The organism is Nonomuraea sp. NPDC050202 (genome assembly GCF_040656115.1).
Lineage (GTDB): Bacteria > Actinomycetota > Actinomycetes > Streptosporangiales > Streptosporangiaceae > Nonomuraea.
Map to the genome: position 1 here is coordinate 101,508 of NZ_JBFALF010000025.1, position 24,552 is coordinate 126,059.

The following is a 24,552-nucleotide window of genomic DNA, read 5'->3' on the forward strand; positions in this document are numbered from 1 at the left end:
GGAAGGATCTTTACCTTTCGGGGAGCCGGTAGACCGAAGAGGTCGCATTCCGGAACCGCAACTCGGCGAATTCATCCAACACCGGATTTATGCCAGTAAAAAGCCATTTGACGCCATATTTCTGGGCGAGTGTCCGGACGTTCTCCGCCGTCGGCGCCACGAACACTCCGTCGTTCGCCGCCAGCCGGTCCCGGTCCCCGAACGGCTCCGCGAGGTACGACCGCACGAACGGCCTGGCCCGCGACAGCGTGCTCTCGGCGTACGCCCAGCCCTCCACCAGCACCCGTCGCTCGCTGAACCCCGACACCCAGAAGTGCCGGCTGTCGCACACCTGCCACCAGTCGTAACGGCAGTGCAGGTCCGTGGCCACCACGTCGCCGGGCGAGGAGTGCGCCCGCAGCCACCGCCCCGCCTCCAGCGCCCCCTTCGGGATCAGCCGCTCCCGCCGCTCCGGCCGGGGATCGACGTGCCCGGCCACGTCCCGCACGGAGCCCGGCAGGGCGTACCCCGCCAGCACCGCCACCACCGCCAGCACGGCCCCGCGCCGCCACAACAGCAGCGCCCCCACCCCGAGCACCAGGTACGGCGTCACGACCCGCAGCAGCGCCCCGCCGCCGAACTCCACCTCCGACACCACCAGCGCGCCTCCTGCCCCCACCCCCGCCAGCCACCCGGCCCGCCCCCACGGCCCCCGCCCCGCCACCGTCCCCCGCTCCGCCACCCGCCTCCGCCCGGCCGCCGGCTCCCACCCCGCCACCCCGCGCTCCGCCGCCGACCTCCGCCCGGCCGCCTGCTCCCATCCCGCCTGCTCCCATCCCGCCGCCCCCCGCTTCGCCGCCATCACCCCGCACACGGCGGCGACCGACAGGTAGGGCCGGGCCGCCTCCAGGAAATAGAGCTGCGACTCGGCCGGATGCCCGAACACCACGGTCGCCCCGATCCCCGCCGCCCCGATCCCGAGCAACAGCAGCACGGCAGGCTCCAGCACTCGCCGTCCCAGCGCCGCCACCCCGCCCCACACGCAGGCCAGGCAGAACAGATGCACCACCGTCAGCACCACCAGCGGCCCCGCCGGCACCGAGGCCAGCTCCGGCATCCCCACGCCCGCCACCGCCCCCCACACGGCCCGCATGGTCGCGAACGGCGAGACGGCCATCCCCTGAGCCCCCTGCCCGAACAGCACGAACTGCGCGAACAGCAGACACCCCAGCGTCACGGCCGCCACCCCCAGCCAGGCCCCCGGCACCCGCCGCTCCACCACCCCGCGCACGGCGACCACCACCAGCAGCCCGGCCAGCAGCAGCGGCAGATACGTGGCCTTCGCCCCGCTGAGCGCCACCAGCAACACGCCCAGCACCCCCCACCGCGCCCACCCCCGGCCGCCCGGCGCGTCCCACCCGTACGCCTCCCCACCGCCCGGTGCCGCCCACCGCGTCCTGCCCCCACCGCCCGGTGCCGCCCACCGGGTCCCGCCCTCGCCGCCCGGTGCCGCCGACCGCGCACGGCCTCCGCCGCCCGGCTCCGCCCACCGCGTCCCGCCCCCGCCGACCAGCAGCAGCACGACGGGCACGAACAGCAGCGCCCCGAACGTCTGCGTCGGGCTCGTCGAGACCGTGAACATCGAGCGCGAGCTGAACACCACCCCCTCCACCAGCGCGGGGCTGAACAGGAAGTACGTCACCCCGGCCGCCGCCGCCCCGGCCCCCCAGCTACCGCCCAGCCGCCGCCCGAGCGCCGCCACCAGCACCACCATGGCCGCCGCCATCGGCAGCGTGGACAGCCGGTAGACCAGGGTCACCGGCTCGATCCCGGTCACCCAGCTCGTGGCGGCCATGTCGGCGTAGACGAACCAGTGGTAGGCCAGCGGCTCGCCCAGCACCGACGGCATGGTCGGCGGGAAGTGATGCTTGACCTCGCCGACCATGGCCAGGTGGTACGGCATGTCCACGTACCCGGCCTCGATCGGCACCCGGTACTGGAACAGCGTGCTCCACACGATCAGGTACGCCACGATCCCGGCCAGCGTCCAGGCACACCACGGCGGCACCCGTTCCCCGCCCCCGCCCGCGCGCCCCCGCCAGTGCCGCCGCAGCCTCGGCACGCCCGCGAACACGCCCACGATCACGGCAGGCGGCACCAGCACCAGCAACGGCACCCCCACGGCCCGCGCCGGGATGTACGCCAGCACCTCCACGGCATACCCGAGCGCCAGCCCAGCCGCGACCTCCTCGCCCACCGGCTGCCCCCGCCCGGCCAGCGCGCGCCACAGCAGCGTTCCCGGCAGCGCCACCCCGCCCCCGAGGTACGCGGCGAAGGCGCACAGATCGCGGGCGGAGACCCCGCACCACAGGAAGGCGGCCACAGCCCCGGCGCACACGAGCGCCGCCGGCACCCAGGTTCCCCGCCCAGGAGACACCCGCGGGCGGACGAGCGTGCTCTCCGGAGCCGCCGCCGTCATCGAATGACGGTCACCAGGCGCGTGAACTCGGCCGGCAGATCCACCCCGTCCCACACCCGGTGGAAGCTCAACGCGCTGCCGACCGGCACCATGCGATCGACGCCCCGCCCCGCCAGCCCCCTGGCCAGCTCCTCCAGCTCGGCCTGGCCGAACCCGAAGTGCGTCATCGTCTGATCCCGCCGCTCCACCAGCGGCACCAGCTCGGCCAGCGCCCCCAGCCTGGCGTGCGCGAACGTCCCGGCGCCCAGCCACCGGCGAGGCGCCGCCGCCGCGGCCGACAGGCGCACGACGGCCAGCGCGTTCCCGCGGAACTCCACGCTCTCCGCCAGCCCGTCGGCGGCCAGCCCGTAGGTGGAGACCCGCTTCTCCACGGCCATCGCCGCGTCCACCCCCCAGCCGCGCACGGTCACCACCCGCGCCACGTGGTCGGTGAAGTCGGCCCGCGCCGCGTCGCAGTCGCCCTCGGACCCCACCCAGAACACGGTCCTGGGGGAGGAGCAGGCGGCCTGGTCGAACCAGTAGGTGTCGTTGACGAACCCCTCGGCGACCGTCACCCGCGCCGCCCGCGGCGCGCACAGCCACGCCGCCGCCCGCACCACCGCGAACGACGAACGGTCGGGAAAGGTCAGGTCGCGGGCGTGCGGAGCCAGCGGGTGCCGCCGGATCTCCCGTACGGCGCCGTCGCCGCCCCACACCACCCGCAGGTCGCAGGCCGCCGACAGCGCGGCGGTGACGGTGTCGGAGCGGCCGTAGGAGATGACGCGCTGCGTGGCGGCGATCGCGGGATCGGCGTCGGCCAGCGCCTCGTGCAGCGTCTCCAGGATGGTCTCGGCGACCGTGCCGGAGCGGTGCGACAGGCGTACGACGTTGCGGTTTCCCATCAGGGCCGACAGGGCCCAGGAGTAGACGAAGACGGTGTCGACGTTCGCGGGCGGGACGTGGAAGACCAGGCCGCGCGGGACGCGTACGTGCTCGCCGCCGAGCCCCTCCACCGTGCGGGCCAGCTCGCTGGGCCGCAGGAAGAAGCCGAGCGAGCCCAGCTCGGGATGCCGGCGCGCCAGCGCGGGCCGCAGCAGCCGCCGCCCGAAGGCCGCGAGGAACTCCCTGACCCGCTCGTCACCCACCTGGAGCTCACCACGGCCCCTGCCCGGGAGCTCGCCGCCGAGCTGGTCGAGCACCACCTCGACCGGTACGGTCCCCCCGGCCGGGAACCTGACGTCCACGGCGGCCACGCCACGCGCCTCGGCGGCCGCGCCACGCGCCTCGGCGGCCGCGTCGCGCGGGACGCTGGAAGGTGCTGGTGTGCCTGTGGATGTGTCGCGTGCGACGCCGGAAGGTTCGCGGGTGCCTGCGGCCCTGTCGCGTGCGATGGCGGTGCGGTCGTCAGGCATCAGCCCTGCCCCATGGTGTCGCTGCAGCCGCGCGCCTCGGCCCGCGGCAGCCTGCCGAGGACCTCGAACCGCTTGCCCGGCCAGCTCCCGTCGTCCACGCCGCGCACCACGCCCAGATCCTCGGTCAGCAGCACGTGACCCGGATAGGACGTGGGCAGCGTGCTGACCACCTCGATGATCCCCGGCGCCCCGGTCGGCGCCTCCTGCCAGGTCTCGGGGTCGCGGATCACCACGTCGGCGAAGTCGGGGCAGTAGAGCCCGTCACCGTCGGGCCCCTCCAGGAACACGGTGCCGATCTGCTCGACCATGCCGTAGAAGTTGTGCACCCTGCTCAGCCCGCACTCGGCCGCCAGCCGCCGCCGGAACTCGGCGTTGTCGACCGCCTGCTCGGCCAGCCGCTTCCATCCGCCGGAGTGGATCAGCACGGCCTGCGACAGGTCCGCGCCCAGGCCGCGCAGGTGCAGCCAGACCATGAACGTGAACCCGAAGACCAGGAACCGCTCGCCCCCGTGGCGGGCCAGGAACCCCTTGACCGCCTCCGCGTCCACCCGCCCCTGCTCGTCGAGTACGAACGTGTGGTCCCTGCCGAAGTTCATCATGCCCAGCACGCCGGCGCCGCGGGCGCTCAGCGTCGGGTCGCGTACGACCGAGCGGGTGTCCACCACGAGCATCGGCAGCCGCCGCTCGCCCAGCACGGCCCGGATCGTGGCGGCCAGCATGCGGGTCTGCGCCGCCGCGGCCTCCCGGTCGAGGTAGATGCGGCTCGGCCGCTGCCCGGTGGTGCCGCTGGACGTCAGCACCCGGAACACCAGCTCCTGCGGCACGCTGCGCAGCTCGTGCGTCTTGAACAGCCGCACGGGCAGCCACGGCAGTTCGGCCAGCCGCTCGTAGGGCGGCGCCGCGCCGATGGCGTCGAGGATCCTGCGGTACGGCGGGCACGCCTCGCGGTGCCGCTCGGTCAGCGCCGCCAGCTCCGGCACCAGCACGGCCTCCCGCTCCGGCGCGCTCAGCGTGAACACGCGCGCTCACCACCAGCGGGAACGCTCATGTGAGCGACTCCAGCGTGCGGTAGTCGATCTTGCCCGTCGCCAGGAGCGGCAGGTGATCGATGTGCCGCATGTCGAACCCGCTCCAGTGCAGCCGCAGCTCGGCCCCCAGCCGCCGGGCCATGCGGACCTGGGCGGTGGGATCGAGCGCTTCCGTCCAGACCGTCACCCGGTCGTCGCCGCTGGTCACCGCCACGGGGCCGAGGCCGCGCAGCATGCGCTCGACGTCGTCCATGTTGACCCGGGTGCCGAAGACCTTCGCGATGCGCTTGAGCCGCCCGGTGACCTGCAGGAACCCTTCGGGGTCGAGCGCCCCGAGGTCGCCCGTGCGCAGCACCCCGCCCAGGTCGTCGCCTCTGGCCAGGTCCTCGGCGTTCTCGGCGTAGCCCATCATGACGTTGGGCCCGCGGTAGACGATCTCGCCGTCGGCGATCTCCAGCGACCCGCCGGGCAGGGCGACCCCGACCGTGCCGAGCTTGTCGGCGAGCCGGTCGGGAGGCAGCACGGTCATGCGGGCCGTGGCCTCCGTCTGCCCGTACATCACGTAGAACCGCTCCACCTGGGCGGCGAACTCCTCGGTCAGGTCCGGCGCGAGCCGCCCGCCCGCCTGCGTGAGCGTGGTGAGCCTGGGGTACTTGGAGCGGTCGAAGCGGATGCGCCGCATCATCGAGTACTGGTACGGGACGGCGGCCAGCGACGTGCAGTCGTAGGCGTGCAGATCCGCCCAGAACGACCGCTCCAGCAGCCCGGCCTCCGTCAGCACCACGGCGCCGCCCGCGATGAGGTGGCTGTTGAGCACCGACAGGCCGTAGCTGTAGTGCAGCGGCAGGCTCGTGGGCGCGATCTCGCCCGGGCCGATCGACAGGGCCGTGGCGATGGCCTGGGCGTTGGACAGCACGGCCTGGCGCGACAGGCGCACGAGCTTGGGGTTGCCCGTCGAGCCCGAGGTGGCCAGGAGCAGGCCGAGGTCGGGATGCGGGTCCGGCACGTCGGTGCGGGGCGGCGGCGGGTCCTCCAGCGGGTTGGTGAACCCGAGCAGCGCGGCCGGCCTGAACCGCTCCGACAGCTCGGCCAGCGTGGCGGCCGGCAGGTCGGGGTCGAGCAGCGCGATCGGCCGCCCGGCGTGCCAGGCGCCGAGGTAGCACAACACGGAGGCCAGGGTGTTGCGCATGGCGCAGAACAGCGGCCCGGGCCGCAGCCCGTCGAGATTCTCCGCCGCGCGCTTGATGTAGTGGGCCAGCTTGTCGCCGCCGATGCCCTCCTCGGCGCCCGAGGGGATGAGCTGGGCCTGCGGGTGCGGGAACATCACAACACCAGCCCGCCGTCGACGCCGAGCACCTGGCCGGTCACGAACCCGGCCTGCGGCGACAGCAGGAACGCCACGGCCGCCGCCACGTCGCCCGGCTCGCCGAGCCGGCCGAGCGGGGTCGCCGCGACCACGCCGGCGCGGGCGTCGTCGCCGAGCGTGGCGAGCAGGTCGGTACGGATGTAGCCGGGCGCCACGGCGTTGACCCTGACCCCGGACGGCCCGAGCTCCTTGGCCGCGGCCATGGTGAGGCCGAGCACCGCCGCCTTCGTCGCCGAGTACACCGCCTGCCCGGGCCCGCCCGCGCGCCCCATGATCGAGGCCATCAGCACCACGGCCGGTGACGTGCCCCGGCGCAGCAGCCGCAGCGCGGCCTGCAGGGTGTGGGTGGCGCCGACGGCGTTGACCTGGAAGAGGCGGTCGATGGCGGCCTGCCCCGTCATGCCGAGCAGGCCCGCCTCGTGCACGCCCGCGTTGACGACGAGCCCGTCGAGCCGGCCGTGCCGCTCGTAGATGCGCCGCATCGTGGCGGACACCTGCGCCAGATCACCCACGTCGCCGGCGACCGAGTCGACCACGCCGCCGGTCTCGGCTGCGACCTCGGCCGCCGCCTTCGCGGCCCGCTCCTCGTCGCGCCCGTGCACCACGACCGTGTGACCGGAGGCCGCCAGCGTGGCGGCCACGGCCCGGCCGATGCCCCTCGTCGAGCCCGTGACCAGCGCGACCCTGGGCCAGGGGGCAGCGGTGCGGGTGTCGTCAGAGGGCGGCCGCGCCGATGCCATGCTTCTCCAGCAGCTCGGCCGCCTTGGCGAACGAGCTCATGTCGATCATTTCGTCGGTGTCGATCATGACGGAGAACTCGTCCTCCATCGCCGCGATCAGCGCCATGTGCGCGAGAGAGTCCCACTGCGGGATGGCGCGGTATTCGAGACCGTCGACGTCGGCGTCGGGCGGAAGGTTGAGCGCCATGCGGAAGACGGCCCGCAGGCGATCGAGATGACTCATGATCACTCACTCTCTGTCCTCAAGCCATGACGAAGTGTAGCGGCAATCGCCCGCCAGAAGAAACCAAGCCCCCGTCCTGAGTAATGGAACCGTATAACCAGGCGTGACCCCCGAGGAGGGCTGGGAATGTCGGATGGGACCACGGCAACCGTACGGGGGGAATGATGGACGAATCCAATCACTGGTACGGGCACTCCCGCATACTCGGCGCGTACTGTGGCCTGCCCGACGAGGCGCCGAAACGAATCCAGGGTTTCCTTCAGCACGGATGGAACTATCTCCACGGATTTCCCCCGAACGACCACTGGTGCAGCCCCGGATACCCCCGTTTCGTCTGGTCGGACGTGCTGCGGCGCAGGGGCTGGTCGATGGGCCGCAGGGGCCACTACCTGATCGGCGCCCCCTGGATCTACCTCCTTCATCTGGAGCCCGACCTGGGTGTGCTCCCCGATCGCGAGGGCACGATCTGGTATCCCTTTCATGGCTGGGAAAAGCATTCCGTCAGCGGCGACCACGCCCGACTTGCCGACGAAATCCGAGATGTCGAGATTGGTCCGGTCACTGTCTGCCTTTATTGGCTTGAATACGCAAATCCGGACATTCGGCGTTCGTATGAATCGAGGGGATTCCGGGTCATCTGCCATGGCGAGCGTGGATCCCGCTGGGAGGGAAATGGCCGCGACTTCCTGCGCAAGCAGCTCGTCGAGTTGCGGCGCCACCGCAGGGTGGCCTCCAACCGGCTCGGCAGCGCGCTGTTCTACGGCGCCTCGGTGGGCTGCGAGGTGGCCGTGTACGGCGATCCGATGCAGTTCGACGACGAACGTCCCGAGTACGGCGGCACGGCCCGCCGCAAACGGCTCTGGCCCGAGCTGCACGGCACGCACGTCGATCCCGGGCTGGCGGCGGAGGTGGCGCGGCGCGAGCTGGGTTTCGAGTATCAGGCGACACCGGAGGAGCTACTGCAGATGTTCGGATGGAAGCGGGTGCGCACGGCATGAAGGCCCCCACGAGCGACGAGACGCCCGGGAACGTCCGGCTGATCGGCGGGGAGATGCTGCTGTGGTCGGACATGGCCGCGATGGGCGGCGTCACCGAGTGGCGGGGCGCGGCGCTGGAGCTGATCAGGCGGACGATCCCGGAGAGCGGGCGGGTGCTGATGGTCGGCCCGCATCCGCGGACGCTGGTGGACGACGTGGTCGCGCGCGCCCCGTCGGCCGCCGCGCTGCTGCGCTCCTACCCTGACGCCTGCGCGCTCGGGGCGCGGCACCCTGGGCTGGAGGTGTACTGCGGCCGGCTGGAGCTGCTGGACGCCGAGGAGCCGTACGACCTGGTGCTGGCGATGGACGGGCTGCTGCGCACCCACTCGGCCGAGGCGCCGGCCGCGGCCTGGAGCGAGTCGCTGGGCGCGCTGGCCGACCTGGTCGCGCCCGGCGGCAGGCTGGTCCTCGGCGTGCGCAACGACCTGGGCGTGGACCGCTTCATCGAGGCCAGGCCGGCCGACCGGGAGTGCGCCGACGACCAGTGGGCGCCGCACGGTTTCGACCCGAGCTACCCCAGCGGCCCCGAGGCGCTCGACCTGGGGCTCGAGTCGGCGGGGCTGAGCCTGCAGCGCTGCTACGCGGCCTATCCGGACCGGCGGGCGCCGCGGTCGCTGCTGTCCAGGGAGGCGCTGGCGTTCGAGCTGCCCGAGGCGCTCACGTTCCCGCTGAGCGCCAGGGACGGCGACCGGATGCTGGTGGCCGACCCCCTGCGGCTGACCCGGCTGGTGTTCAGACATCGCCTGGGCGAGGAGCTGGCCCCGCTGTGGCTGGCCGTGGCCACCAGGATGCCCCGCCCCGCCGACCAGCCGCGGGCGGTGGAGCTGCCGCTGGGCCTCATCGAGGAGGGCCCGGCCCTGTACGAGCTCACCGCCGCCGGCACCAGACGCCTGCCCGGCGGCCAGGAGCGGCCCATCCCGGCGGGCCGGGTGGTCGAGGAGATCCTCGTCGAGGCGTGCGCCCGCGAGGACGTCAGGACCGTGCGGGAGGTGCTCGCCGGGCTGGCCGACTGGCTGGAGTCGGGCGGCGACGTGTCGGCGGCGACCGACAGCCTGGTCTTCGACGGCGAGCGGTTCGCCGCGGTCAACCCGCCCGTGGGGCCGGCCGTGCCGCCGGGGCCGCGGGTCGTGCTGTGCCGGATCCTGTGGCGGTTCGCGGTCAGGCTGCTGGCGGCGGGGCACCACCATCCGTGGCCGTGGCCGCTGGAGGCCGACCAGCTCACGCTGACCCTGTGCGGCATGGCCGGGCGGCCGTGCGACGCGGGCGACCTCGACCGGGCCCGCAAGCTGGACGCCGAGCTGGGCCAGCCCGCCGAGCTGGCCGAGCACGCCCCGACGTACCGCGACCTGCTGGCCGCCCGCGACCGCCTGGCCGACCAGCTCACCGCCGCCCTGGCCAGGGTCTCCCGTCTGGAGACCAAGCTCTCCTACCGCGAGCGCGAGCTGGTGCGGGCCAAGGCCAAGCTGCGCAGGACCCAGCGCAAGGCCACCGCCTACCGCAGGACGCTCGGCTACCGCCTCTCCCGCCGCCTGGCCCGCCCCCGCAAGGTCGCCCGCCGTGTCATCCGCCTGCTGTCCGGCTGAGGCAACGAGCTGAGGAAACGATGAGGAGTGCATGTGCCGGTTCTTTCGGTGATCGTCCCGTTCCACAACGTCGAGAAGTACATCGGACCCTGCCTTGACTCCATAGCGGCCCAGACGCTGGAGGAGCTGGAGGTGATCTGCGTGGACGACGGCAGCGCCGACCAGGGCGCGGCCGTCGTCGAGTCCAGACTCGAGGACGACCCGCGGATCACCCTCATCAGGCAGGACAACCACGGGGTGGGTCACGCCCGCAACGTCGGGGTGCGCCACGCGAGCGGCGACTACCTCGCCTTCGTGGACGGCGACGACACCGTCCCGCGCGACGCGTTCAAACGCCTGGTGGCCTCGCTGGAGGACACCGGCTCCGACCTGGCCTGCGGCAACGTCCTGCGCCTCTACCGCAACCTGCTCGTCCCGTCGTGGGCGCACCGCGAGGCGTTCGCCAGGCCCGCCAGGCGCACCCACATCACCCGCCACCCGCTGCTGATCCGCGACCGCATGTTGTGGAACAAGGTCTACCGCCGCTCCTTCTGGGACGCCCTGGGCCTGAGCTTCCCCGAGCGCATGTACGAGGACCAGCCCGTGGCCATGGCCGCGCACATCGGCGCCCGCTCCGTGGACGTGCTGGCCAGGGTCGTCTACCACTGGCGGCACCGCGACGAGCCGGACGCCTCGATCACCCAGCGCCGCCTGGAGCCGGGGAACCTGCGCGACCGGCTGCTGTCCGTGCTGCAGACCGCCGACCTGCTGGCCGCCGGCGCGCCGAAGCTCAAGCCCGACTTCGACCGCGACACGCTGGACATCGACATGTCCGTCGCCGTGGAGGCGCTGGCCACGATGGGCGGCTCGGCCGACCCCGGCCTGGTGGACCTGGCCGTGCGCTACCTCGACGGCGTGTCGCCCGAGGCCTGGCAGAGCCTGCCGTTCGAGCAGCGGCTCCTGGTCCACCTGCTGCACGAGCGCCGCCTCGGCGAGCTGGCGGGCGTCCACGCGCAGGCGGGTGACGGGCGGCTGCGACCCAAGATCGGCTCGGTCGGGCTGCTGCGCAAGCGCTGGTACGGCCGCCACCCGGCGATGCCGGGGCACCTGTCCGAGGTCTCCGACGAGCTGGCGCTGCAGACCAGGCTGGTGAGCGTCGACTGGAGCGACGGCGTGCTGCACGGCTCGGGACGGGTGGCCGTGGGCCGGTTCGACGTGGGGGAGCTGCGCCGGGTGCGGGTGCGTACCTACATGCAGGAGCGGGGGACCGGTGACGTGGTGCCGCTGTCCGACGAGGAGAGCGTGCCCGTCTGGGAGAGCGTGGAGCAGGAGGACGGGGGGCGGCTGCCGGAGCACGCGTTCCCGTTCAGGTTCGCCTTCGACCCCGGCGCCCTGTCGCGGGGGCAGCTCGCCCGGCACGGCCACTGGGACCTGAAGGTGCAGCTCAGGGGGCACGGCCTGCGGCTGGACGGGCGGGTGGCAGGGCCGCGCTGGCTGCCGCCGCTGATCCCGGTGCCGCGGCGCAAGGCCGGGGTGTGGCTGGTGCCGGCGCGCAACGCGAAGGGCGCCTGGGGCGTGCGGCTGCGTACGGCCGACGCGGTCATCGGCGAGTACCGCGTGGACGGCGGCGAGCTGATCTTCTCGGGGGAGATGTCCGACGTCGGCGACGGCGAGCCGGTGCTGCGGCTGCAGCGCAGGAGCGACGGCGAGGAGATGTACTTCCCCGTGGCGCTGGCCGGGCAGGACTTCCACGCGCGGGTGCCGCTGGCCGACATCGACGAACGCGTGGGGCACGAGTCGTGGTGGGAGGTGGTGATCGATCAGGGCACCGCCATCCGGCCCCTCGTGCGGACGAGGCAGCGGGCGGTCGCGACGGTGGACGAGCGGCGCTTCCTGATCGACCGCGGCGAGGACGGCTGCCTGCTGCTGGCCGAGCGCTAGCTACCGGAGGATGCCGGTCAGCGTCTCCACGACGTGCTCCTGCTGGGCGTCGGTCAGGCCGGGGAACAGCGGCAGCGACAGCTCCTCGGCGTAGTACGCCTCGGCGTTGGGGCACAGGCCGCGCCGGTAGCCGAGGTCCTCGAACACCGGGTGCCAGTACGCCGGCACGTAGTTCACCTGGACGCCGATGCCGGCGGCACGCATGCGCTCGTACACCTCGCGCCGCCGCCCGTCACCGACCCTGACGGGGTAGAGGTGCCAGCTCGGCCGCACGTACGCGCGCTGGGCCGGCAGCGTCAGCCCGGGCACGCCGCGCAACATCGCGTGGTACCGCTCGACCAGCTCGGCCCGCCGCTCACGGAAGCGCTCCAGCCTGCGCAGCTGGCTGACGCCGAGCGCGCACAGCACGTCGGGCAGCCGGTAGTTGAGCCCGAACTCGTGCACCTCCTGGTGCCAGCCGCCCTCGCCGGGGTGTCGCTGCTCGGCCGGATCCCTGACCAGGCCGTGGTTCCTGAACCGGGCGGCCCGCCGCAGCAGCGCGGGGTCGGCCGCCGCCACGGCGCCGCCCTCCGCCGTCGTCACGGTCTTGGTGGGGAAGAACGAGAACGTGGTCAGGTCGGCCAGCGAGCCCACCGGCCGGTCCTTGTACGCCGACCCGATCGAGTGCGCGGCGTCGGCCACGAGCACGGCACCGGCCTCGTCGGTGACCTGCCGCAGCTCGTCGTAGTCGGCGGGATGGCCGGCGTAGTCGACCGCCGTGATCGCCCGCGTCCTGGCGGTGACCAGCGCGGCTGCGGCGTCGGGGTCGAGGTTGCCGGTGTCGGGGCGCACGTCGGCGAAGCGCACGCGGGCGCCGAGGAGGGCGGCCGTGGCGGCCGTGGCCACGAACGTAAGCGGCGAGGTGACCACCTCGTCGCCCGCTCCGACCCCGGCCGCCACGTAGGCGACGTGCAGCGCCGCGGTGCCCGACGTGACCGACACGCATGGCACGCCGCCCGTCCAGCGGGCCAGCTCCGCCTCGAACCGGCCGACCGCGGGCCCGGTCGTCAGCCAGTCGCCGCGCAGCACCTCGGTGACCGCCTCGACGTCGGACTCGGCGATCGACTGCCGGCCGTAGGGCAGCATCAGCCGGCCACCATGTCGCGCAGGTCGTCGACCGACAGCCAGTGCTCGTTGGTGTCGGAGCGGTAGGAGAAGCCCTCGGGCAGCAGCTCGCCGGTGTGCGGCGGCTTGTAGCCCCAGGTCGCGATCGTGGGCTGGACGACGTAGCGGTCCTCCAGCCGCAGCGTCCTGCGGCCGTCGTCGGGGCCGATCATCTCCTCGTGCAGCTTCTCGCCGGGCCGGACGCCGATCTCGTAGATCGGGCTGCTGGGGGCCAGCGCCTCGGCCAGGTCGGTGATGCGCATGCTGGGGATGCGCGGCACGTACAGCTCGCCGCCCTGCATGAGGTCGAAGGAGTCGACCACGAACCTGACTGCCTGCTCCAGCGTGATCCAGAACCTGGTCATGCGCTTGTCGGTGATCGGCAGGCTGCCGCCCTGCTGCGCCAGCCGCTGGAACAGCGGGATCACCGAGCCCCTGCTGCCGACGACGTTGCCGTAGCGGACCACCGAGAAGCGGGTCTCGTGGGCGGCGGCGTAGTGGTTGGCCGAGACGAAGAGCTTGTCGGCGACCAGCTTCGTGGCGCCGTAGAGGTTGATCGGGCTGGACGCCTTGTCGGTGGAGAGCGCGACGACCTTGCGCACGCCGCAGTCGATCGCGGCCTCCACGACGTTCTGCGAGCCGGCCACGTTGGTGCGGACGTACTCGAACGGGTTGTACTCGGCGGTGTCGACCTGCTTGAGCGCGGCGGCGTGCACGACGTGGTCGATGCCGTGCATGGCGCGGGTGAGCCGGTCGCGGTCGCGGATGTCGCCGATGAACCAGCGCAGCCGCTCGTCGTCGCCGAAGAGCTGCCTGGTCTCGTACTGCTTGAGCTCGTCGCGGGAGAAGACCACCAGGCGGCGGACCGCGAGCGAGTCGAGCGCGTGACGGATGAACGCCTTGCCGAAGGACCCCGTTCCTCCGGTGATCAGAATCGACGATCCACTGAGAATGCTCACGTGGCCCCCTGGAATCGCGCTTTACGCGCTGTAGTCGTCGTGGCAGGCGGTAGCATAGCGCGATCGGATAATCACGCGCTGTCACACGGGGGAATGGGGCTTCGGTGCGTATTGTCGGGATTGTTCAGGCTCGCATGGGCTCAACACGTCTACCCGGAAAGGTGCTGCGAGAGCTGGGTGGCCGCTCCGTATTGGGCTGGGTGGTCCGCGCCGCGCGCGAGGCGGGAGCGCTGGACGACCTCGTCGTGGCCACCACCACCGAGCCGGCCGACGACGCGGTCGTCGCCGAGTGCCACCGGCTGGGCGTCGCCTGCCACCGGGGGCCCGTCGACGACGTGCTGACGCGGTTCGCGCAGGCGCTGGCGGGGCGGCGGTGGGACGCCGTCATGCGGTTCACCGCCGACTGCCCGCTGCTGGACCCGGAGGTGATCAGGGAGGCGGCCCTGGTCTTCCGCGCCGTGCCGGGGCTCGACTACCTGAGCACGAGCCTGGCGCGTACGCTGCCGCGCGGGATCGACGTGGAGCTCGCGAGCCGGGCCGCCTTCGCCCGGGCCGACGCCGAGGCCACCGGCTACCACCGCACCCACGTCACCTCCTACCTCTACGAGCAGCCGGGCGAGGCGCGGCTGCTCGGGCTCGCCTACCGGCCCGCCGCCGACGACCTGCGGGTCACGCTCGACACCGAGGACGACTGGCGGCTGATCTCGGCGGTGGTGGCCGAGCTGGGCGACCGCTGCGTGCCGGTCAGGACACTGGTGAGCTGGCTGCGCGAGCGGCCCGAGGTGTGCGGGCTCAACGCGCACGTGCGGCAGAAGGCCCTGCAGGACGCGTGAGCGGCGTGGCACGCCCGGCCCGGGTGGGCTTCCGCTGCGATGCCGGGGCGAAGCGCGGGGTCGGGCACCTGGTGCGCTGCGTGGCACTGGCCGAGGAGCTGTGCGCGCGGGGCGCCGGGGTGGTCTTCCTCGGCGAGGTGTGCGGCTCGGCGTGGGCGCGGGCGCAGCTGCGCGAGCGCGGGTTCCCGCTGGTGCCCGCGCCGCGCGAGCCCGACAGGCTGGCCGCGCTGGCCTGCGAGCTGCGCCTGGACGCCGTGGTGCTCGACTCCTACGACCTGCCCGCGCGGACCGGGGCGGTGCTGCGGGACGCCCGCTTCGCGGTGCTGGCCCTGGTGGACGGCGACCCGCTGGGCCAGGAGGCCGACCTCTACCTCGACCAGAACCTCGGCGCCGAGCGGCGGCCCTTCCCGCTGCCTGCCAGGCGGCTGGCCGGAGCCCGGTACGCGCTGCTGCGCGACAGCGTGCGCCGGCGCACCCGGCCGGTCCCGGGCGGGAGCGCGGTGCCCAGCGTGCTGTGCTTCTTCGGCGGCACGGACAGCGGCGGCGTCGCCCCGGCGTGGGCGCGGGCGCTCAACGCCACCGGGCGGCCCTTCCGCGGCACGGTCGTCAGCTCGGCGCCGTTCGAGGCGGGCGGGCCGATCACCGTCATCCCGCCGACGGACCGGCTGCCGGAGCTGATGGCGGCGGCCGACCTGGTGGTGACGGCGGCCGGTTCGGCCATCTGGGAGCTGCTCTACCTGGGCGTCCCGACGGCGCTGACGTGGGTGGCGGACAACCAGCTCATCGGGTACGAGGAGCTGGTGGGCAGGGGCGCGGCGGCCGGGCTCGGGCGCGCGGCGGACCCGGCGGCGACCGGCTTGCTGGCCCGCCTGCTCGCCGACCCCGCCGCCCGCGAGGAGCACGGCCGCCGGGGGAGCGGCCTGGTGGACGGCAGGGGCCGCGAGCGCGTCGCCGACGCCCTCCTGGAGATCTGCTAGATCAGGTCCCAGGTCAGCGGCGTGCCGAACGGCGTGTCGCGGGTGAAGCGCCGGCCCATGACCGCCGCGGCGGCGTCGGGAGGCAGGCCGCCCGCCGGCCGGATCGACCGTACGTTCTCCGGCGTCACGGGCTCGCCGGCGCGCACGTCCCGCACCACGTACAGCGAGCGGCGGAAGCGCAGCCCCTCCCGCTCGGACGGCCGGGGCCCGATCGCCACCTCGCCCAGCGACTCCCAGGCCCGCTCGCTCTCCACCACCAGCGCCGCCAGCTCGGCCGGCTCCAGCGAGAAGGCCGAGTCCACCCCGCCGTCGGCCCGCGACAGGGTGACGTGCTTCTCGATCAGGCAGGCCCCCAGCGCCACCGCCGCCAGCGCGGCGCCGAGCCCGGGCGTGTGGTCGGACAGTCCCACGACCTCGCCCGTGACGGCGGCCAGCAGCGGCAGCGCGCGCAGGTTGCTCTCCGACGGGGAGGCGGGGTAGGACGCCGTGCACGACAGCACGGCGAGCTGCGTGCATCCGGCCTCGCGGGCCGCCGACACCGCCGCCTCGATCTCGGAGACGGAGGCCATCCCCGTGGAGATGATCAGCGGCTTGCCGGTGCCGGCGGCCAGCCGGATCAGCGGCAGGTCCACGATCTCCGAAGACGCGATCTTGTACGCCGGCGCGTCCAGCTTCTCCAGCAGCTCGACCGCCGTCGGATCGAACGGCGCCGAGAACGCGACCAGCCCCCGCTCCCGCGCCCGCGCGAAGATCGGCTCGTGCCACGCCCACGGCGTGTGCGCCCGCTCGAAGAGCCGGTAGAGGCTCTCCCCGCCCCACAGCTCGTGCTCGTCGCCCACCCGGAACGGCGGAGCGTCGCAGTCGATGGTCAGCGTGTCGGGCGTGTACGTCTGCAGCTTCAGCGCGTGCGCCCCCGCGTCGGCCACCGCGTCCACGATGGCCAGCGCCCGCTCCAGGCTGCCGTTGTGGTTGCCGGACAGCTCGGCCACGACGAACGGCGGATGCCCCGGCCCGATCGCCCGTCCTCCGATGGAGATCATCGTTCTTCCTTCCTGATCTCGAAGGTCACGGCCTCGCGCGGCACCCCGTCCACGACCTGCTTGCGCCTGCCCACCTCGACGAACCCGAACCGCCTGTGCAACCGCATGACCGGCTCGTTGCCGTCGAGCACCTCGCCGCGCAGCCTGCTCAGCCCGAGCGGGCCGAAGGCGTGCCCGACGGCCGCCTGCTCCAGCCCGATCCAGGCCCGCAGCAGGCTGCCCTGCCGCTCCAGCGTGTCGAGGTCGAGGTAGTAACCCCAGGTGGCGCTCTCCGGTGTCAGGTCTGAGTAGGTCACCACCCCCGTGGCGACCCCGTGGTGGTCGTAGATCAGCACGCGTCTGCCCGGGTCGGTGCGGACGGCCTCCCACCAGCGCAGATGCTCGTCCTCCGTGATCTCGTGCGTGGTGAAGCTGGCGGCGCGCACGCGCGGATGGTTGCGCCAACGGCGCATATCCGCCAGATCGTCGCCCTGGACCTCCCTCAGCACGTTCCCCCCTTACTCTTTGTGCTTGATCTCTTGCACAACGTAGCGGATTACGCGTCCGGTAAAGAGCTCATCAGGGACAGCCATCGGACACGGAATCCGGTCGACCACCGAGGCATGCTGCCCTCGACCCGGTACCGAGCCAAGGAGCGAATCCGGCATGATCCCCCTGCTCAGCGTCATCGTCCCGATCTACAACGTGGAGCCGTACCTCGCCGAGTGCCTGAAGTCCCTGGCCGCCCAGACCCTGGAGGACCTGGAGGTGGTCCTGGTGGACGACGGCTCCGTGGACGGCAGCCGGCGCATCGCCGAGGACTTCGTGGCCAGGGACGAGCGCTTCGTCCTGATCGGCCAGCGCAACCTGGGGCCGGGGCCGGCCCGCAACCAGGGGATCAGGCAGGCGCGGGGCACGTACCTGGCGTTCGCGGACGGTGACGACGTGGTGCCGCCCGAGGCGTACGAGCTGCTCGTCGGCAAGCTCGCCGAGACCGGCTCCGACCTGGCGTGCGGCGCGGTGCGGCGGCTGGTGGACGGCGAGCTGGAGGAGTCGATCCTGCACGAGAAGGTGTTCAGGCGCCCGCAGCTGTGCACGCACATCACCGACAAGCATGTGCTGGTCAGGGACCGCACGGTGTGGAACAAGGTCTACCGGCGCGACTTCTGGGAGCGCGCGGGCCTGGCGTTCCCCTCGGGCATCTACGAGGACGTGCCGGTCGCCATGCAGGCCCACGTGCTCGCGACCAGCGTGGACATGGTGGGCGAGGTCGTCTACCACTGGCGCAAGCGCGAGGAGGGGGAGACCTCGATCACCCAGCGCCGCTCCGAGCTGCCCAACCTGAGCGAGCGGCTGGCGGCCATCCGCTCGGTGCGCGCGTTCCTGGACGACCGGGCGCCCGAGCTGCTCGACGGCTTCGACGCGCTCGTGCTGGAGAAGGACACCGTCTTCCTGTTCCAGGCGCTGGAGCACTGCGAGGGGGATCCGGGGCCGCTGCTGGAGCTGGCGCACTCGTGGCTGGCGACGCTGGGGCCGCACGTGCTGGACTCCGCGCCGTCGCTGCGCCGGCTGGAGCTGCACCTGCTCAGGCGCGGCCTGATCGCGGAGCTGCGTACGGTGCGCGAGTTCCGGCGCGGGCGCGAGGACGTCACGCGCGTGGTGCCGCGCGGGATGCGCACCACCCACTGGTACGGCGACTACCCCTTCTTCCGCGACCGCCGCCTGCGCATCCCCGACGAGGTGTTCGACGCCCGCGAGGAGCTCAAGCTGATCGCCAGGGTCGAGTCGTGCGAGTGGACCGGCGCCGAGTACCGCCTGCGCGCGTACGTGGCCATCCACCGCGTCGATCGCAAGATCGCCAAGGTCGGCCTGTGGCTCAGCGACGGCCGGCGCCGCGTTCCGCTGGAGACCCGGCGTCGCGGCCGCTACGGCGTCGTGGCCGCCGTCGATCCGGACCGGCTCGAAGGCGGCGGCCCCTGGAGGCTCCAGGTGCGGGCCGAAATGCGCGGGCTCGTCCTCAAGTGCTGGTGCCGGGACGCCGCGGACGGCGCCGTGTGGCGGTTCTCCGTGCCGGGTTGGTCAAGAAGCGGCATGGACATCCCCCAGTAGTTCCAGACAGTAATCGTTCCGGCGCGTCGCGTGGTCATGCTGGGAGGCATGAGGACCTATTCGCTGGATGACGTCTACGAGACACGCAAGCGGAGAGACTCCTGGTGGACCGTGTATTTCGTGGACCCGGTCGCCTGCCGGGTCGCACTTCCCGTCGCCAACCGCACCCGGATGACACCCAACGGACTCACGGTGCTCTCGCTGGTCCTCGGCATGGTGTCGGCCGTCTGTTTCGCGACGAACCACCTCATAGCGGGCGCAGGCTTCTTCTATCTGAGCTTCATGATCGACTGCGTGGACGGCAAAATCGCCCGGCTCAAGGGCACGGGGACGCCGTTCGGTCTCTGGCTCGACTACGTGGGCGACCGGATCAGGGTGGTCCTGTGCGCGGGGGGCCTGGCCTACGGGCAGTACGCGCTGACCGGCGATGTGCGCTACGTGGTGCTCGGCGCGGCGGTGGCGGTCCTGGACCTGTTCAGGTACGTCAACGCGCCGCAGATGAAGCGCGTGCGCGAGGCCGTCAGGGAGGAGCGCCAGGAGCCGGATCCCCTGTCGGACCCGGATCCCCTTCTCGGCCCGGATCCTCTCCTGGGCCCGGATCCGCTTCTCGACCGGGATCCCCTTCTTCACCCGGACCCTCTCACCGGCCCGGACCCTCTTCCTGGTCAGGAGCCCGAGCGGGCAGCGCTGGGGCGGACCTCCCGGCCGCGCGCCTTCTTCCGGCTCTTCAGGCGGGTCAACAGGTTCCTGGCCCGGCACCGCGTGCGATCGCACCTGGTGAGCGGCATCGAGTTCCACGCGGCGGTGTTCGTCATCGCGCCCATAGCGGGGGCATGGGCGCTGATCCCGCTCGCCGCGCTGTCGGGGCTCCTGCTGCTCACCAACGAGGTCTTCCTTGTCTACCGGATGTGGCTCTTCACGCGCAGGCACGGCGCGGGCTCGCCTCAGGAGAGCCGAGAGCACGTTCTCGTCTAGATTTTCGGGGGTTACTACGTCATGTCCGACCGACCAGTCTTCGTCATCGGATGTCCGCGGTCCGGCACCACGATGCTCCAGCTCATGCTCCACTCGCACCCCCGTCTGGCGGTGCCTCCGGAGACGCGCTTCCTCGTTCCCGCTTATTACCGCCGCCGCACGTGGGGCGACCTGCGGGTCGCCCAGCGGCGCCGCGCCCTGGCGGAGTGGATCGCGACCGACCGCAGCACGAAGTTCCGCGAGCTCAAGATCGACAAGAACGAGTTCGTCCGGCAGGCCGTCGAGGGCCCCGGCTCGCTCGGCTCGGTCATCGGCACGGCCTTCCGCATGTACGCCGACCGCTTCGACAAGGCTCGCTGGGGCGACAAGCGGCCCAGCTACGTCAAGCAGGTGGACCTGCTGCTGCGGCTCTTCCCCGACGCCCAGTTCATCCACCTCATCAGGGACGGCCGCGACTGCGTGGCCTCCCTGAAGGAGATGCCCTGGTACACCCTGGACTCCTTCCACGCCGTCTCCACCTGGGCGGAGGCCATCGACGCGGGCGGCCGGCTGAAGCGCACGCTGGCCGCGGACACCTACTACGAGCTGCGCTACGAGGACCTCACGGACGACCCCATGACCGAGCTGAAGAAGCTCTGCCACTTCCTGGAGGAGGACTTCTCGCCGGCCATGATCTCGCCGCGCGAGGCGGCCAGCGTGGCGGTGCCGCAGCACAAGGTCTGGCACAGCAACACGCACCGCGAGGTCACCCGCAGCCGCGTCGGAAGCTGGGCGAACCGGCTCGACGACTGGGAGATCGCGCTGTGCGAGCACATGCTGGGGGATCGGCTGGAGTCGATGGGCTACGAGCTGAGCGGCGTGCCCAAGCCGTCCAAGGAGCACGTGGTGGCGTGCCAGAAGACCATGCAGAAGCGCAAGGCGTCGCGCATGCGCAAGAGCATGCGCGACCGCTTCAACCGGCTCCGCGAGCCCAGCCCGGTCGCCGCGCTGCTCACCACCCGCCAGCGGTCGCTGGCCGGTGTCCCGCAGCAACGCAAGGAGCTCACCGAACCCGTCTGACAGCCCTGTGAACGCCGGCGCTGGGAGTCAGCGTTCGATGTGCGCGAACAGCGACTCCCAGCGGTCCAGCACGTGTTCCAGGCGGAAGGCCTCGACGCGGGCGCGGGCGTCGGCGCCCAGTCGGCGCCGCTCCTCCTCGTCGTCCACCAGCCGCCCCAGCTCCACCGCGAACGCGTCCACGTCCCCCGGCGGCACCAGCACGGGCCCGGCCGACCGCACGCCCCCCGACACGTCGAAGGCCACGGCGGGCAGCCCGTGCGCCGCCGACTCCAGCAGCACCACGGGCAACCCCTCGTACTCGCTGGTCAGCCCCAGCACGGAAGCGCGCAGGTACTCGGCGGGCATGGCGGCGGCAGGCACCCGCCCCCTGAACACCACCCGGTCCTCCACCCCCTCCGCGCGGGCGTGCGCGCGTAGCCGGTCGAGCTCCCCGCCGTCCCCGATGAGGTGCAGCTCCCACGGCTCGGGCGCGCCCGACCGGGCGAACGCGGTGATCAGCCGGTCGAAGCGCTTGACGCCCTCCAGCCGCCCCACCCCCAGCACCCGCGGCGACTCCAGCACGGACATCTCCTCGGGCCAGGCCGCCAGCGGGTTCGGCAGCGCGCTGGCGTTGGGCAGCAGCGCGTGCTCCGAGAACAGCCGGGCGTCGTCCTCGCTCAGGAAGACCGCCTGGTCGAGCCCCGGGTAGTGGCGCCTGATCGAGGCCAGGTGCCAGCAGTCGCGGGCGTGGTCGTACGACCCGTGGTACTGCCCGATCGGCCGCAGCGAGCCCGGCAGCAGCCGCGCGGCCCTGGCCACCACGGACGGCGAGGTCATGACCGCGTAGCCGGGCCCGATCTCCCCGAGCAGCGCCTTGAGCCGCCGGTCGGCCCGCCTGCGCGCCAGGCCGCCCGCCACCGGCCGGCTGCTGATCACGTGATGGTGGTAGAGCGGCCGGTCCACGTACCGGAACGGCGCGGCGGCCCGCTGCAGCCCGATCACGTGCACCTCGTGACCGCGCCGCGCCAGCCCCTGGGCGAGGGTGTGGGTGACCTGCTGGATGCCGCCGAGCGTGTCGGCGTCCAGGCAGGTGAACACGACGGTCATCGCACGGCCTCCCCGAAGAAGTCGGAGACGATCCTGGCCGCCGCGTCCCCGCGCTCGTCGGCGCACCACAGGTCGCGGAAGGCCGCGTACCGCTCGGCGTACGCCTCGCGCACGGCGGGCAGCGCGCGCAGCACCGCCACCAGGTCCTCGGTCGTCGTCAGGCACGGGCCCGGCGCGATGGCCGGCAGGTCGTGGTAGACGCCGCGTTCCGAGAGCCGGTAGTCGTCCCAGTCGTCGATGAAGAAGACCATCGGCTTGCCCGTCAGCGCGTAGTCGCACATGACGGAGGAGTAGTCGGTCAGCAGCGCGTCCGAGGCCAGCATCAGCTCGTTGATCTCGGGGTAGGACCCGGCGTCGCGGACGAAGTGCCGCAGGTGCTCGGGCGGGCTGTACCGCTCGACCGGATGCGTGCGCAGGACGACCACCCACTCGTCGGCCAGCTCCTCGGCCAGCAGCTCCAGATCCACCCGTACGGACTTGCCGCTGTTCTTCGCCCGGTCCCGGTAGGTGGGCGCGTAGAGCAGGACCTGCCGCCCGGGCGGCACCTCCAGCCGCCGCCGCACGTCGTCCGACTGCCGGGCCTGGACGAGCGCGTCGCACCGCGGCGTCCCGCACCGGTACACCTTGCCCGAGTACCCGTTCGACGGCAGGAACACCCGGGAGAACTCCGCGCTCGGCGACACCAGCGCGTCCCACCGCGCCACGGCGGCCCGCCACCGCGCGCGCGGCCCGTCGAAGTCGCCGCGCAGGTCCGGCGCGTCGAACCCGATCGACTTGATGCCCTGCCCGTGCCAGGTCTGCAGGTAGCGGGTGCCGCGGGGCTTGGGGTAGTCCAGCGGGAAGCCGTGGCTGTCGACCCAGATCCCGGCCCTGGCCATGGTGTAGACGTAGCGCCAGCTGCCCCGGCGCACGAGCCGCGCGTCGGGGGGGAAGTTCCCGCGCCCCCTGGCCACCGACCAGACGGCCTCGATCGGCAGCCCGCGCCGCCGGATCTCCTCGTAGATGGCGCGGGGGCTGCCGCTGTACCCCTTGCCGACGTCCGACTCGAACAGCGCCAGGTTCCGGCGCCGCGGCAGCACCCTGATCAGCACCTTGTACGCGCGGAGCTTGTTCGCGGGCGTGCTGACCCGCTTGATCAGCCGGCGCCTGACCCGCCGCCACAACGACCGGGGGGCGGGGTCGGGCCGCACGCACAGGTACGCGGCGTACCCCTCGACCCTGAGCGTGCACCCGGGCAGCTCGATCGGCTCGGTGCGCGGGTCGGCGATGATCCGGTCGGTCGTGGTGTGCCCGTCGGAGGTCCTGGTGAAGCCGATGCGCGGGTCGCACCTGCCCTTGGGCGTGAACGTGACGTCGCTGACGTACCCGCCCTCGCCCGACGGCGCCGGCGAGATCGGCACGCGTTCCCTGCCGAGCTGCAGGAACGCCGTCCAGTCCACCGGCAGCGCGCCGAACGGGTCGTACGTGCGCACGGTCATCCGCACCCGCTCGCCGTCCGAGGACAGGGCCGCGACCTCGTGCCGCAGTCTGGAGGCGCTGAAGGGCAGCTCGGCCAGCCGCAGGGCGGTGATGTCCAGGCGGGGCGAGACCGACGTGCCCCAGTACGTGCGCCCGTCGAGCTGCACGGCCGCCCGGGGCGCGGCCCGCGGTCCGGTCAGCGAGCTCGCCGCGACCCGCAGGTCCTCGGTCCGGTCGTCCAGGATGAGCTGGCAGCAGACCCGGTCCAGCGGGTCGACGCGCTCGAACACCTCGCCGGGGATCTCCTCCAGGTACGGCCGCACGATCGCGGCGAACTCCTTGACCCACACCGCGTCCCGCAGCGGCAGCGGGTTGAGGTAGACCCGCAGGTCCTGGCGGAGGAACCGGTACTGCCTGTGCGGCACCAGGTCCGCGGCCCCGTGGTCGCGCAGGAGGTCGTCGCTCAGGCGGGCCGCGATCACCCGCTGCCGCACGTTCGCCAGGTCGTCGATGCTCAGCGAGATCGAGTCGTTCGTGGCGGCCCGGTGCCAGTGGTAGACCGTCCACGGCACGACCGCGAACCTGCGCGCGACCGCGTACAGCTCGGCGGCGAAGACGTGGTCCTCGTAGTGGATGTCCTCGGGGAAGCGCAGCGCGTGCCTGCGCAGGAAGTCCACGCTGTAGAGCTTGTTGGTGCTGAAGCAGTCGAGGAACAGCTCGGGCTCCTGCCTGATGCCCTCCACCACCCGCCGCCGCTCGAACAGCGACGGGTAGTACGGCCGCAGCCGCCCGCTCGGCTCGAACAGCCGGGAGATCTGTCCCGAGACGAAGTCGGCCCCGGTTCGCTCGATCTCGGTGAGCAGGCTCTTGCACGCGTGCCTGGGCAGCTCGTCGTCGCTGTCCAGGAACATCACGTACGGCGCGGCGGCCGCGTCGATCCCGTCGTTGCGCGGCGCCCCGCAGCCGCCGCTGTTGACCGGCCTGCGCAGGTACCGCACGCGCGGGTCGGCCCGCGCGAGCCGGCGTGCCACTGCCGGCGTGCCGTCGGTGCTGGCGTCGTCGGAGATGATCACCTCCAGGTCGCGCAGCGACTGCCGGAGCACGGAACGCACGGCCCTGGGCAGGCGGTCCGCGTCGTTGTAGGTGATGACGACAACGGTGCAGTCGGGCATCCCGGAAGTCCTCCCC

General features: G+C 72.8%; 20 protein-coding genes. 8 read left to right on the forward strand and 12 right to left on the reverse strand.

Annotated features, from left to right (window positions below):
• Window positions 1-10: 10 nt before the first annotated feature.
• Genes AB0I79_RS43915 through AB0I79_RS43940 form a run of 6 tightly spaced genes read right to left on the reverse strand, consistent with a single transcriptional unit; the run spans window position 11 to window position 7,206 of the window.
• Entirely contained in the window at window positions 11-2,458 is a 2,448-nt protein-coding gene (locus AB0I79_RS43915) for a hypothetical protein (protein ID WP_357886355.1), read from the reverse strand.
• Window positions 2,455-3,849: an acyl-CoA reductase gene (locus AB0I79_RS43920; protein ID WP_357886357.1), complete on the reverse strand. Its 1,395-nt coding sequence runs from the start codon at window positions 3,847-3,849 to the stop codon at window positions 2,455-2,457. The genes AB0I79_RS43915 and AB0I79_RS43920 overlap by 4 nt, the downstream gene beginning before the upstream one ends.
• Entirely contained in the window at window positions 3,849-4,868 is a 1,020-nt protein-coding gene (locus tag AB0I79_RS43925; protein WP_357886359.1) for an acyl-protein synthetase, read from the reverse strand. The genes AB0I79_RS43920 and AB0I79_RS43925 overlap by 1 nt, the downstream gene beginning before the upstream one ends.
• Before the next feature lie 25 nt (window positions 4,869-4,893).
• Window positions 4,894-6,201, reverse strand: coding sequence for an AMP-binding protein (locus AB0I79_RS43930; RefSeq protein ID WP_357886361.1), 1,308 nt, complete (start codon window positions 6,199-6,201; stop codon window positions 4,894-4,896).
• Window positions 6,201-6,983 (reverse strand): SDR family oxidoreductase, encoded by a 783-nt coding sequence (locus AB0I79_RS43935; RefSeq protein WP_357886363.1) that lies wholly within the window; start codon window positions 6,981-6,983, stop codon window positions 6,201-6,203. The genes AB0I79_RS43930 and AB0I79_RS43935 overlap by 1 nt, the downstream gene beginning before the upstream one ends.
• A complete protein-coding gene (locus AB0I79_RS43940; RefSeq protein WP_357886365.1) occupies window positions 6,958-7,206 on the reverse strand; it encodes an acyl carrier protein in 249 nt (82 codons plus the stop codon). The genes AB0I79_RS43935 and AB0I79_RS43940 overlap by 26 nt, the downstream gene beginning before the upstream one ends.
• 161 nt (window positions 7,207-7,367) lie before the next feature.
• Here AB0I79_RS43940 and AB0I79_RS43945 point away from each other — a divergent pair, with 161 nt between their 5' ends.
• The 3 genes from AB0I79_RS43945 to AB0I79_RS43955 are packed head-to-tail and all read left to right on the forward strand — an operon-like array spanning window position 7,368 to window position 11,746.
• Window positions 7,368-8,204, forward strand: a complete 837-nt coding sequence (locus AB0I79_RS43945; RefSeq protein WP_357886367.1) for a hypothetical protein — start codon at window positions 7,368-7,370, stop codon at window positions 8,202-8,204.
• Complete coding sequence (locus AB0I79_RS43950; protein WP_357886369.1) at window positions 8,201-9,826, forward strand: hypothetical protein; 1,626 nt, start codon at window positions 8,201-8,203, stop codon at window positions 9,824-9,826. Before AB0I79_RS43945 ends, AB0I79_RS43950 begins: the two co-directional genes overlap by 4 nt.
• Window positions 9,827-9,859: 33 nt before the next feature.
• Window positions 9,860-11,746 carry a glycosyltransferase family 2 protein gene (locus tag AB0I79_RS43955; protein WP_357886371.1) on the forward strand — a complete coding sequence of 629 codons (1,887 nt, stop codon included), beginning with the start codon at window positions 9,860-9,862 and terminating at the stop codon, window positions 11,744-11,746.
• On the opposite strand, the gene AB0I79_RS43960 is transcribed toward AB0I79_RS43955, so the two are convergent.
• Complete coding sequence (locus AB0I79_RS43960; protein ID WP_357886373.1) at window positions 11,747-12,871, reverse strand: aminotransferase class V-fold PLP-dependent enzyme; 1,125 nt, start codon at window positions 12,869-12,871, stop codon at window positions 11,747-11,749. It lies immediately after the preceding gene.
• Complete coding sequence (gene pseB / locus AB0I79_RS43965; RefSeq protein WP_357886375.1) at window positions 12,871-13,848, reverse strand: UDP-N-acetylglucosamine 4,6-dehydratase (inverting); 978 nt, start codon at window positions 13,846-13,848, stop codon at window positions 12,871-12,873. Before pseB ends, AB0I79_RS43960 begins: the two co-directional genes overlap by 1 nt.
• Before the next feature lie 104 nt (window positions 13,849-13,952).
• On the opposite strand from pseB, the gene AB0I79_RS43970 reads away from it, so the two are divergent.
• The gene (locus AB0I79_RS43970) at window positions 13,953-14,681 is read left to right on the forward strand and encodes an NTP transferase domain-containing protein (protein WP_357886377.1); all 729 of its coding nucleotides are present in this window, start codon (window positions 13,953-13,955) and stop codon (window positions 14,679-14,681) included.
• Entirely contained in the window at window positions 14,678-15,658 is a 981-nt protein-coding gene (locus AB0I79_RS43975) for a hypothetical protein (protein ID WP_357886379.1), read from the forward strand. Before AB0I79_RS43970 ends, AB0I79_RS43975 begins: the two co-directional genes overlap by 4 nt.
• On the opposite strand, the gene pseI is transcribed toward AB0I79_RS43975, so the two are convergent.
• Window positions 15,655-16,698: a pseudaminic acid synthase gene (pseI, locus tag AB0I79_RS43980; RefSeq protein WP_357886381.1), complete on the reverse strand. Its 1,044-nt coding sequence runs from the start codon at window positions 16,696-16,698 to the stop codon at window positions 15,655-15,657. The genes AB0I79_RS43975 and pseI overlap by 4 nt on opposite strands.
• Window positions 16,695-17,186: a GNAT family N-acetyltransferase gene (locus AB0I79_RS43985; RefSeq protein WP_357886383.1), complete on the reverse strand. Its 492-nt coding sequence runs from the start codon at window positions 17,184-17,186 to the stop codon at window positions 16,695-16,697. The genes pseI and AB0I79_RS43985 overlap by 4 nt, the downstream gene beginning before the upstream one ends.
• Before the next feature lie 157 nt (window positions 17,187-17,343).
• On the opposite strand from AB0I79_RS43985, the gene AB0I79_RS43990 reads away from it, so the two are divergent.
• The 3 genes from AB0I79_RS43990 to AB0I79_RS44000 are packed head-to-tail and all read left to right on the forward strand — an operon-like array spanning window position 17,344 to window position 20,820.
• Entirely contained in the window at window positions 17,344-18,786 is a 1,443-nt protein-coding gene (locus tag AB0I79_RS43990) for a glycosyltransferase family 2 protein (RefSeq protein ID WP_357886385.1), read from the forward strand.
• A 48-nt stretch (window positions 18,787-18,834) separates the two neighbouring features.
• On the forward strand, window positions 18,835-19,761 hold the full coding sequence (locus AB0I79_RS43995) for a CDP-alcohol phosphatidyltransferase family protein (protein ID WP_357886387.1): 927 nt from the start codon (window positions 18,835-18,837) through the stop codon (window positions 19,759-19,761).
• Window positions 19,762-19,782: 21 nt separating this feature from the next.
• A complete protein-coding gene (locus AB0I79_RS44000; RefSeq protein WP_357886389.1) occupies window positions 19,783-20,820 on the forward strand; it encodes a sulfotransferase in 1,038 nt (345 codons plus the stop codon).
• 27 nt (window positions 20,821-20,847) lie between these two features.
• Here the strand turns inward: AB0I79_RS44000 and AB0I79_RS44005 are convergent, their stop codons facing one another.
• On the reverse strand, window positions 20,848-21,906 hold the full coding sequence (locus tag AB0I79_RS44005) for a glycosyltransferase (protein WP_357886390.1): 1,059 nt from the start codon (window positions 21,904-21,906) through the stop codon (window positions 20,848-20,850).
• Complete coding sequence (locus AB0I79_RS44010) at window positions 21,903-24,536, reverse strand: CDP-glycerol glycerophosphotransferase family protein (protein WP_357886391.1); 2,634 nt, start codon at window positions 24,534-24,536, stop codon at window positions 21,903-21,905. Before AB0I79_RS44010 ends, AB0I79_RS44005 begins: the two co-directional genes overlap by 4 nt.
• Window positions 24,537-24,552: the final 16 nt, after the last annotated feature.